The sequence below is a fragment of the Pseudoalteromonas sp. TAE56 genome (assembly GCF_000497955.1).
GTDB lineage: Bacteria > Pseudomonadota > Gammaproteobacteria > Enterobacterales > Alteromonadaceae > Pseudoalteromonas.
In genome coordinates this window covers 1-9,463 of sequence record NZ_AUTN01000049.1, presented here as the reverse complement: position 1 = coordinate 9,463, position 9,463 = coordinate 1, and the positions used below count along the sequence as shown (strand labels likewise).

10 protein-coding genes and 1 pseudogene are annotated in these 9,463 nt (G+C 37.5%); 7 read left to right on the top strand and 4 right to left on the bottom strand.

The window, feature by feature from the left end:
- From L656_RS1000000123380 to L656_RS0101735, 4 genes and pseudogenes are all read left to right on the top strand, one after another.
- Positions 1-104: pseudogene (locus L656_RS1000000123380) on the top strand (AAA family ATPase); the annotation flags it as partial.
- A gap of 6 nt (positions 105-110) precedes the next feature.
- A complete protein-coding gene (locus L656_RS0101745) occupies positions 111-1,097 on the top strand; it encodes a DUF58 domain-containing protein (RefSeq protein ID WP_024597968.1) in 987 nt (328 codons plus the stop codon).
- On the top strand, positions 1,097-3,067 hold the full coding sequence (locus tag L656_RS0101740) for a transglutaminase family protein (protein WP_024597967.1): 1,971 nt from the start codon (positions 1,097-1,099) through the stop codon (positions 3,065-3,067). The genes L656_RS0101745 and L656_RS0101740 overlap by 1 nt, the downstream gene beginning before the upstream one ends.
- 8 nt (positions 3,068-3,075) lie before the next feature.
- Positions 3,076-4,398, top strand: coding sequence for a Na+/H+ antiporter family protein (locus L656_RS0101735; protein ID WP_024593634.1), 1,323 nt, complete (start codon positions 3,076-3,078; stop codon positions 4,396-4,398).
- A gap of 261 nt (positions 4,399-4,659) precedes the next feature.
- Here the strand turns inward: L656_RS0101735 and L656_RS0101730 are convergent, their stop codons facing one another.
- The 3 genes from L656_RS0101730 to L656_RS0101720 are packed head-to-tail and all read right to left on the bottom strand — an operon-like array spanning position 4,660 to position 6,765.
- Complete coding sequence (locus L656_RS0101730; protein WP_007582749.1) at positions 4,660-5,091, bottom strand: acyl-CoA thioesterase; 432 nt, start codon at positions 5,089-5,091, stop codon at positions 4,660-4,662.
- Between the two features lie 5 nt (positions 5,092-5,096).
- Positions 5,097-5,915: a M23 family metallopeptidase gene (locus L656_RS0101725; RefSeq protein ID WP_024597966.1), complete on the bottom strand. Its 819-nt coding sequence runs from the start codon at positions 5,913-5,915 to the stop codon at positions 5,097-5,099.
- The gene (locus L656_RS0101720) at positions 5,908-6,765 is read right to left on the bottom strand and encodes a 6-carboxytetrahydropterin synthase (RefSeq protein ID WP_024597965.1); all 858 of its coding nucleotides are present in this window, start codon (positions 6,763-6,765) and stop codon (positions 5,908-5,910) included. The genes L656_RS0101725 and L656_RS0101720 overlap by 8 nt, the downstream gene beginning before the upstream one ends.
- Before the next feature lie 203 nt (positions 6,766-6,968).
- Between L656_RS0101720 and fabA the strand changes: the two genes are divergently transcribed.
- Complete coding sequence (fabA, locus tag L656_RS0101715; RefSeq protein WP_007582756.1) at positions 6,969-7,484, top strand: bifunctional 3-hydroxydecanoyl-ACP dehydratase/trans-2-decenoyl-ACP isomerase; 516 nt, start codon at positions 6,969-6,971, stop codon at positions 7,482-7,484.
- A gap of 67 nt (positions 7,485-7,551) precedes the next feature.
- Here fabA and rmf read toward each other — a convergent pair whose 3' ends face one another.
- Positions 7,552-7,722, bottom strand: a complete 171-nt coding sequence (gene rmf, locus L656_RS0101710; protein ID WP_002960897.1) for a ribosome modulation factor — start codon at positions 7,720-7,722, stop codon at positions 7,552-7,554.
- Between the two features lie 399 nt (positions 7,723-8,121).
- Between rmf and acuR the strand changes: the two genes are divergently transcribed.
- Both acuR and L656_RS0101700 read left to right on the top strand, forming a co-directional pair.
- Complete coding sequence (gene acuR / locus L656_RS0101705; protein ID WP_024597964.1) at positions 8,122-8,757, top strand: acrylate utilization transcriptional regulator AcuR; 636 nt, start codon at positions 8,122-8,124, stop codon at positions 8,755-8,757.
- 49 nt (positions 8,758-8,806) lie between these two features.
- The coding region (locus tag L656_RS0101700) for an acrylyl-CoA reductase family protein (RefSeq protein ID WP_024597963.1) at positions 8,807-9,463 on the top strand (657 nt) is incomplete at its 3' end.

The following is a 9,463-nucleotide window of genomic DNA, read 5'->3' as shown; positions in this document are numbered from 1 at the left end:
AAGCCGTTTTTACAAGTGTGTGTCAGCATCGATTAGGTTTGCATAATGAGTCAGGTGAAGCGCAAGTAAACGATATTTTAAAAAACGTATTAGTTCCGGTATAAACTTTTATGCCAAAAAAAACAGCTAAGCGCCCTTCTTTATTTAAATCATTTAAGCAAAGTGTATTTAATAAGTTATTAAAAAATAAACATTTAAAAAACTCAATTACACTTGAACACAGAACAATTTATGTATTGCCATCATCCCTTGGTTGGTATTTTATAGTTGTAGCTATTTTAAACTTTGTGATGGGCATTAATTATCAAAATAATTTAATTTTAATAATGTCTTATCTTATGTTTGTGGTAATGATTATTGCTGTATTAATGGGCTACAGTAACGCTAAAGGCTTAACAGTTAAATTTAAAGATGCATTTAATAGCTACGCTCCTCAAAAACCGAGTATTATATTTGAATTACAAAGCCCTTCAGTAACCCAATCTATTAATTTAACATATCAAGGGAGTGAGCAAACTCACAAATATACCGGCCAAGTTGATAGTAAACCTCAGTTACTTACACTCCACTTACCTTACAGCTCACGCGGTAAGTACTCAGTGCAACGTATTAAAATAGCGAGTAACTATCCCTTTGGTTTGATAACTGTTTGGAGCTACATTCAATTACAAGAAGATGTATTTGTATACCCGTCGCTTGAACAAGTTCACAGTGATGCGCATATTTCTATGCTTGATGAGCAAGCCGATAAAGGTATTTCTACACAATCGGGCAGCGAAGAGTTTGAGGCACTCATCCCACACTTACCGGAAATGGGCTTGCAAAGAGTGTCGTGGAAGCATTACGCAAAAACACAGCAATTGTTAGTTAAAGAGTTTGTAGACTTTAAAATAGCGAATGCGCTCTTCGATTTTACGTTAATGAATGGAGATACAGAGCAGCGCTTAAGTCAGTTATGCTTTTTAGTGTGTGAAGCAACCGAGAAAAACACCCCTTTTATGTTAAAGCTACCGAGTAAAACGATAAACACAAATACCGGACAGCATCATAAGCAGCAATGTTTAGCGTTATTATGCTCATATAATGGTGGTGTTTAATGAGCATAATTAAAAACGAAAAAGTAATAAATTTTTCACTGTCTTTTATATATGCCTGTTTGATTGTATTTTTTATAGCGCATTTACCCCTTGTTTTTGTTGGTGTACTTGCACTTATTTGTGCATGGAACTTTTACATAACGCTGAGTAATAAACCAAAGCCAAATGCTTGGCTGGCAAACATACTCGCAGGTGTGTCACTAGTTTTAATGCTCTACACCATAGGCATGTCGGATACGGTTATTTTATTTGTGGCCATGCTGCTACTTGCTAGTTTATTTAAGCTGCTGCAGGCTAAAACCAAAAAACACTATCATGTAATTACAACGCTTACATTTTTTTCACTCTCATCGGTGTATTTATTCAACCAAAGCATTTTAACGACTTTAACTGTAAGTGGTTTATACATATTAAACTTTGCAGTACTTGGCCTACTCGAGTCCAAACATAATTTAAAAATAGCCTCTAAGCAAAGTGGTAAATTGCTACTTTTAGCGCTTCCTTTAGCTATATTTTTACTGCTTTTTTTACCCAAAATGCCCGCCTTTTGGCAACTTCCTGGACCTAAGCTTGCAAAAACAGGGCTTTCTGAACAAGTCGATCCATTCGATATCGCAAAGCTTTCAAACTCAGATGAACTTGTATTTAGAGCTAAATTTAACGAAGAAAAACCTGTAGCGCCTTATTATTGGCGAGCAATCGTCCATGATGAATTTAATGGCAATGCGTGGCTTACGTCTGACTTTTTAAAATATAATAACTTAAAAGCAAATACGCAGAGCAAAAATGATGAGCAACTTATTGCAAGCTACTCAGTTATTACAGAGCCTGCTACACAAAAGTGGCTTTATGGTTTAGCCTATTCCAGTAGTAACTCACAAAATGTTGAAGGTAATTCGCTAGGTTTATTGCGAAAAAAAAACCGACAAGCTAAAAACTTACAATACGATGTAAATAGCTTTAACTTCACAGCTTTACCGCTTGGCGAATTTGAAGAAAAACGCTACAAATACCTAACCCATAAAAAGAATATAAAAACATCATCATTTGCTAAAAACTTAAAGCAAAAAACACACTCTGACCGCGATTTTTACAATAGCTTATTACAATACTTTGCAGGTACGGGATTTACTTACACGCTAACTCCTACACCTATGAGCGGCGATAATACAATTGACCAATTTTTATTTGATAATAAACGAGGTTTTTGTGGTCATTATGCAAGCGCTGCTGCTTACATTTTTAGAACCGCAGGTATACCCGCTCGATTAGTAAGTGGTTATTTAGGTGGTGAATTAAATCAAGATAATAATACGCTCACTGTTCGCCAGTACGACGCACACGCATGGGTAGAAGTATATTTACAAAACGAGGGTTGGGTTATTTTTGATGCAACCGCTGTTGTAGCACCAGAGCGTTTAAATGGCTCACTTTCTCAAAACGAAGAGCTGAATAACGAATTTAAAAGTAATCTTGATTTTGGTTTAGTGAGTTTAAGTAATTTCCCCGCTATTAATTGGTTAAGGTTGGAACTTGAAAATCTCGATTATCAATGGTCTAGCTGGGTACTTGGTTTTGATGAAGAAAAACAAAATGATTTTTTAAAATCAATTTTTGGTAGTAAAAACATTTGGCTTGTACCGTTAATAGTTTTATTAACAGCTGGTTTTTGTTTTGTCGGTTATTTTGTTTATTTAAACTTACCAAAACGTCCGGCTAAATTAGCGCCTATGGTTAAAGAGTTCTATGAAATAAAAGCATGGGCGAAAAAACAAAAAATAAATACACCCGATAATTTAACACCGAGTCAGCAGTTACATTTTTTTGCTGAGCAACTTCCTCATTCTGCACAATCTATAAACACATTTAGCCAGTTATTTAACCAAGTACGCTATGGTAAAAAACCTTTTACGAAAGAGCGTAAAACTCAGGCTAAAGATCTGATAAAATTAATTAAAATTTCCAAATAGAGAATACTATGAATGCTGTTGTTATAGGCGTTATTTTAATGCTCGGGCTATCTCTGGCTCGCGTTAACGTCATTGTTGCCATGATCATAAGTGCTTTAGTTGCTGGTTTAACCGCAGGCTTGGGTATAAAAGAAAGTGTTGATGCATTTAATTCTGGCCTTTCTGCCGGAGCTGAAATTGCACTAAGTTATGCCATGCTTGGTGCGTTTGCCGTTGCTATTTCTAAGTCGGGTTTAACACGCATTCTCGCTGATAAGTTACTTGCCAAAGTAAATGCTAAAGGCAGCGGGAATGAAACATTTTTAAGTTACTTCATTTTATTAATTATTTTAGGTTGTGCGATTTCTTCGCAAAACTTAGTACCTGTACACATAGCGTTTATTCCTATCTTAATTCCACCGTTACTCGTTGTTTTTAATCAGCTAAGGTTAGACAGGCGTGCTATAGCATGTATTTTAACATTTGGATTAGCAACCTCTTATATGGTTCTGCCTTATGGCTTTGGGGGTATTTACTTATATTCTATTTTGCATAAAAACCTGGTCGATAACGGCTTAGATATTGTAAATACACAAGTCCCTATGGCGATGATTATTCCTGCATTGGGTATGTTTATTGGATTACTTATTGCGGTATTTATTACCTACAAAAAACGCCGTGAATACACAGAGCTCCCATTAACAACTCAGAGTAAATCTGCTGATGTCGAAAAGCCTAAAAAAGTAATGATTGTAGGACTTTGCGCTGTGTTAGCCTCACTTGTTGCACAAAACCTAAGTGGCTCAATGATTTTAGGTGGTCTAGTAGGTGTAATGATATTTAGTGTATTTGGTGTAGTTAAGTGGGAAGAAAACGGCGACGTATTTAGTAAAGGCGTTGCGATGATGGCGATGATTGGTTTTATTATGATATCGGCACAAGGCTTTGCATCGGTTATGCAAGCTACCGGCGATGTAGCGAGCTTAGTACACAGTGGAGCCGCCCTTTTTGATGGCAATAAACCCCTTGCTGCGGGTGTTATTTTGTTAGTTGGTTTATTAATTACAATGGGAATTGGTAGTTCGTTTTCAACAGTGCCTATTATTGCAACGTTGTTTGTACCTCTATGTTTAGACCTTGGCTTTTCTGTTATGGCTACCGCTGCACTTGTTGGTACTGCGGGCGCTTTAGGTGATGCCGGATCTCCTGCTTCAGACTCAACGCTTGGCCCAACCTCAGGTTTAAATGCCGATGGTCAGCACGACCATATTAGAGACTCTGTTATTCCAACGTTTATTCACTTTAACATTCCGCTGCTGATATTTGGCTGGATTGCAGCAATGGTGCTTTAAAAAGTATTTACGTAAGTGTAATTAAAAGCTGAAGATAACCAAAAAGGTATGTTAAAAGCATACCTTTTTAGTATCCAAATCCAACAACTCTCCCCCCTATCAATCCCACCAGTTTGATTACTTTTTTTAGTTAATATTAACTCTGTTGTTGAGGTTATATTTAATTAACATTAAGTATGATGTGTTCTTTTAAGGGTTTTATATAAGCACCAACTAAGGTGCTCATATAACTTTACTCTATCTTGTATTTAAAGCTTTAAATTAGTCAAAACCATAAATCATTTTATCGCATACTACCGGTGTTGGTCTGTGGTTATCATCAACTGCAACAAACGTAAAGCTACCACTAATGGCTGAGTGCTTATCGTCTCTGTGCATAGTTTCTAAGAGTATATCTACATCAACTTTTAAGCTTGTGTTACCTACATGCACTACTTTAGCTATTAACTCTGCAAACGTACCTGCTGGTATCGCTTCTTTAAAATCAACTCTATCAGAGGATATAGTAACCAAAGGCTTACGACAAAAACGAGTCGCCGCTATAAATGCAACTTCATCCATCCACGCCAGTGCATCACCACCAAATAATGTATTGTGATGATTGGTGCGCCCTGGAAACACTGTTTTAGTTACCGATGTGGTTGAGTCTTCAATACGCTGAGCAATTATTGCATCGCGATTTACGTCAGTCATAATCTCTACTTTTTGTTTGCTAATGTATCTTGCATTAGTAATGCAGGATCAAGGCGTTCGCCTTTCCAGTTAAAACGCCAATCTAGGTGAGGACCCGTTACACGCCCTGTTGCACCAATTTCAGCCACTTTGTTGCCTTGCGTTATTGTGTCACCCACTTTTACATTAAGCTTACTTAAATGAATGTAAGTTGAGGTAATACCATGACCATGATCAATAATTAATGTACCGCCTGAGTAATATAAATCAGGTTCGGCATATACCACTGTGCCACTAATTGGAGCATAAACAGGAGAGCCTGTTTTATTAGCTATGTCTAAGCCAAAGTGTGGGCGACGAGGCTCGCCATTAAAATAACGTTGGCTGCCATAAACACCCGATATACGTCCTTCTGCAGGCTTTAACACAGGGTCTAAAAAGTACAGTAAATCAGAGTCAACTTCTCTCGCTTTACGAACAGCAACAGCTTCGCGGCTTATACGTGCACTGACTTCTTTTGGCGGAGATACATACTTTTTAGCTACACCAGTAATTTTATCAATTTTGTACTCGCGCTTAGTAATAGCTATCGATTGTGAATGCGATTTACCATTGTTATCTACCCATTTTAAAGTATGAGTAGTATCAGCGTCACGACCAAAACCAAATACAAAATCACCATTTGGCGAAAGCTTTAAGCTTTTGCCATCTAAACTTACTGATTTAGCGTTTTCTAGCTTACCTGTAACTAAACCGCCTTGTGTTAAATGCCCTTTTAACTCAAGCGCCATAGCACTAAAGCTAGCAGAAGCGACAAGCGCTGTTGCTATAAGTGTTTTAAACATAACTAATCGATCCTTTTCCAACCCCTTCATAAGCGGTAACTTTTACTGCTTTTTCTGGGTATTGGGCTTTAATTTGGCCAGCTACATGTTCAGCAATACATTCTACAGTGGTGTCTACTGGTAAAATGTCGCAACGAGACTCGCTTATAGCCATTTCAAAATAGCCTTGTGCCGATGTGTAAGCAAAACATACATCATCCGCTTTGGCTGTTAGGTGTTTTAAATCAGGTGCGTTAATTTGATCTTCACTAGTGGCTAAGTAAATATCTTCCCACTTTTGAGACCATTCTTTTTGCAAGCGCGGCATAGAGATGCCGTCTAGGCTAATACCAATTTGAGAACGATGCCCATGAATAATACGTTGGCAATTACCGTCATGCTTTTTAAGGCCATGGCTGTAATGATAGTAAAAGCTCTGGCTGTGCTCAGGCTTAAGAGACAACTCAATTTTTTCTATGTTATCTGGTAGCTTTGGTAAAATAGTCGCAATTAAAAATTCAGTTACCGATTCAACAGTGACTTCGTTTGCGTTAATCATGCAATAAGCTTGATGAGGAGCACTCATAGCCAAGTGGTTGTTTTCACCAAATGTACAGTCGAGTGTTTTATGCTCGTCAAATTCAGATACAGTGCCATTAAGGCCCGTAGGAATTGCTAATCGGTGATCAATACACTCATCTATAATGCCTTTAATTTGCTTTTTAACTAAACCAAAGTCTAAAACCATAGACTCTTCGTTAAGTTTACCGTGCAAAGTTAAATCAACAATCCAGCTCTCGCCAACGGCGCCGCGTTTGTTACATAAGTAAGAAAAATCAATCACAGTTAGTGAGTTAACAAAAAGGATCATAAACTTCCTTTAGACTGGTTATAAGACAGTGCCAATTATAATGATTTCTGATTGTAATTGCGCGGTTTTATAGTGCAAAAACCAATCGCGCTGATTGATTGGTGATTTAATATGCAATATTTTGATTTTTTAACTGCTCCGAGTTGTTTAGCGTACAAGTGTACGCTAAAGTACTTGGCAATTTCTAAGCGAAGATAAGTGTTATGGAACCTAAAAATAGCTATACAAAAGAAGATTTGATCCTTTGCGGTCAAGGTGAAATGTTTGGTGAAGGCAACTGCCGTTTACCAAGTGACAACATGTTAATGATGGACCGCATTACCTCTATTACCGCTGATGGCGGAATTCATGGTAAAGGCGAGATTGTTGCTGAGCTTGATATTGACCCTAGCCTTTGGTTTTTCGATTGCCATTTTAAAGGCGACCCAGTAATGCCAGGTTGTTTAGGCTTAGATGCTATGTGGCAACTAGTTGGTTTTTACTTAGGTTGGTCTGGTGGCCCTGGTCTTGGCCGCGCGCTAGGTGTGGGTGAAGTTAAATTTACTGGCCAAATTTTACCAACTAATAAAAAAGTAACTTACCGCCTTGTAATGAAACGCGTAATTAAACGTAAATTGTTTATGGGCGTTGCTGACGGCACTGTAGAAGTAGATGGCCGAGTAATCTACGAAGCAAAAGATTTAAAAGTGGGCTTGTTCCAAGACACTAGCGCATTTTAATTTTTAAACGCACAAACAAAAAGGCCTCCAATGTGGAGGCCTTTTTGCTTAAATTCGATTATTGATTTTAGGTTTTGTACATGTTGCGGTTTTCAATCGCTTCACGCCAACCTCCTAACCACTCTGATTTTGGATCTACTTGTTGATAAGGGCATAGCTCTTTTGAGCGGCCTGCTAAACCTGCTTTAAAACCTTGAGAATGAGCTCTTTCTAAACGATCTCTTTTCTGTCTCTTCATCGGTAATATCCTCACCTTTTTATTTATATATTGTGTAGCATTAGTGAAATCTACATTTAATGAATAGTTAATAAAAATGTAAAATTCAAATCGTAAAAGCAATTAAATTGTTTGACTTTAACTAAGCTGCTGATGCAAAAATGAATTAACATTTAAAAAAGTAAGTGGTCATACAACATTTAATTTGACCGGTTTTATGCTAAATAAAATGCGACTCAATAATCGCTAAAATGTACTTAAGTACATAAATTACGACCTGAGTAATTTAACTAAGTTCCAAGCAAAAATGTAATCGTGACACTTTTATTTCAGTTATTATTACTCGCCTAATTTAAACTATTTTTAAACAATTTAAATTTACACTTGATTATTTAAAGTCGATCGGTCTAATATATACCTATGAACAAAAATACATCAACACCAATACGCCGTGGTCGCCCACCTAAAATAGCCAGAGAGAACGCCGATACAAAAGCGTTACTTATTCGCACGGGCCTAGAAACACTAACCGAATTTGGTTTTAGCGCCACAGGCCTCGATACTATTTTAAAAAAAGCCGCTGTACCTAAAGGCTCTTTTTATCATTACTTTAAAAGTAAAGAAGCCTACGGTATTGCGTTAGTTGATGCATACGACAATTATTTTATTGCCAAGCTTACCTATTACTTACAGCAAGAAGATGTTCCCCCACTGGAGCGAATCGTTAATTTTACCCAAAGCGCAATTAAGGGGATGAAAAAATACGATTACAAACGTGGCTGCTTAGTCGGTAACTTAAACCAAGAGCTTAATCATTTAAGTGAAGAGTTTAAAACCAGATTAATGCAAAGCTACACCGCTTGGCAAAACCATGTAGAAGTTTGCTTAAACCAAGCTAAGCAGCAAGGCACTATTGCAAGCCATGTAAACACAAAATTAATGAGTGAGTACTTTTGGATTGGTTGGGAAGGTGCTGTTATGCGCGCCAAGCTCACTAAATCAAATACCCCACTTACTTTGTATACAGAAATGTTTTTACGCGCATTATTAACCTAATGCGTTTTTATTTACCAATTAAAAGACGATCGGTCTAAAAGGATATCCCATGAGTAACCCAATTAAAGCCATTGTTATTAATAAAGAAGATAATAACTATAGCGCTTCATTATCTACTATCGAACATAGTGATTTACCAAACGAAAACGTATCTATCGACGTGCTGTACAGCACACTTAACTATAAAGATGGCTTAGCAATTACTGGCAAAGGCCCCGTTGTACGTAGTTTTCCTATGGTGCCAGGTATTGATTTAGTGGGTACGGTTACAAATTCCACCAGCGATGAATTTAAAAGCGGTGATAACGTAATATTAAATGGCTTTGGTGTAGGCGAAAAACATTGGGGTGGGCTTGCTCAAAAAGCGGCACTTAATAGCGATTGGCTAATCCCCTTGCCTGCTGGTATTTCACCAAAACAAGCCATGCAAATTGGTACCGCCGGTTATACCGCCATGCTAAGTGTTATAGCTCTTGAAAAACAAGGTATTACGCCTGAGTCTGGCGAAATACTGGTAACGGGTGCTAATGGTGGCGTAGGCAGCTTTGCTATTTATTTATTAAATCAACTTGGGTTTAACGTAACAGCAGCAACGGGCCGATTAGATCAAAGTGAGTATTTAAAAGAGTTAGGCGCTAAACACGTAATTGACAGAAATGAGCTTTCAAATCTAGGTAAGCCGCTCCAAAAAGAGCGCTTTGCTGCC

Coding starts and splice junctions, on each gene's coding strand:
- L656_RS0101745 (WP_024597968.1), top strand. CDS start 111: ATGCCAAAAAAAACAGCTAAGCGCCCTTCTTTATTTAAATCATTTAAG.
- L656_RS0101740 (WP_024597967.1), top strand. CDS start 1,097: ATGAGCATAATTAAAAACGAAAAAGTAATAAATTTTTCACTGTCTTTT.
- L656_RS0101735 (WP_024593634.1), top strand. CDS start 3,076: ATGAATGCTGTTGTTATAGGCGTTATTTTAATGCTCGGGCTATCTCTG.
- L656_RS0101730 (WP_007582749.1), bottom strand. CDS start 5,091: ATGACTGACGTAAATCGCGATGCAATAATTGCTCAGCGTATTGAAGAC.
- L656_RS0101725 (WP_024597966.1), bottom strand. CDS start 5,915: ATGTTTAAAACACTTATAGCAACAGCGCTTGTCGCTTCTGCTAGCTTT.
- L656_RS0101720 (WP_024597965.1), bottom strand. CDS start 6,765: ATGATCCTTTTTGTTAACTCACTAACTGTGATTGATTTTTCTTACTTA.
- fabA (WP_007582756.1), top strand. CDS start 6,969: ATGGAACCTAAAAATAGCTATACAAAAGAAGATTTGATCCTTTGCGGT.
- rmf (WP_002960897.1), bottom strand. CDS start 7,722: ATGAAGAGACAGAAAAGAGATCGTTTAGAAAGAGCTCATTCTCAAGGT.
- acuR (WP_024597964.1), top strand. CDS start 8,122: ATGAACAAAAATACATCAACACCAATACGCCGTGGTCGCCCACCTAAA.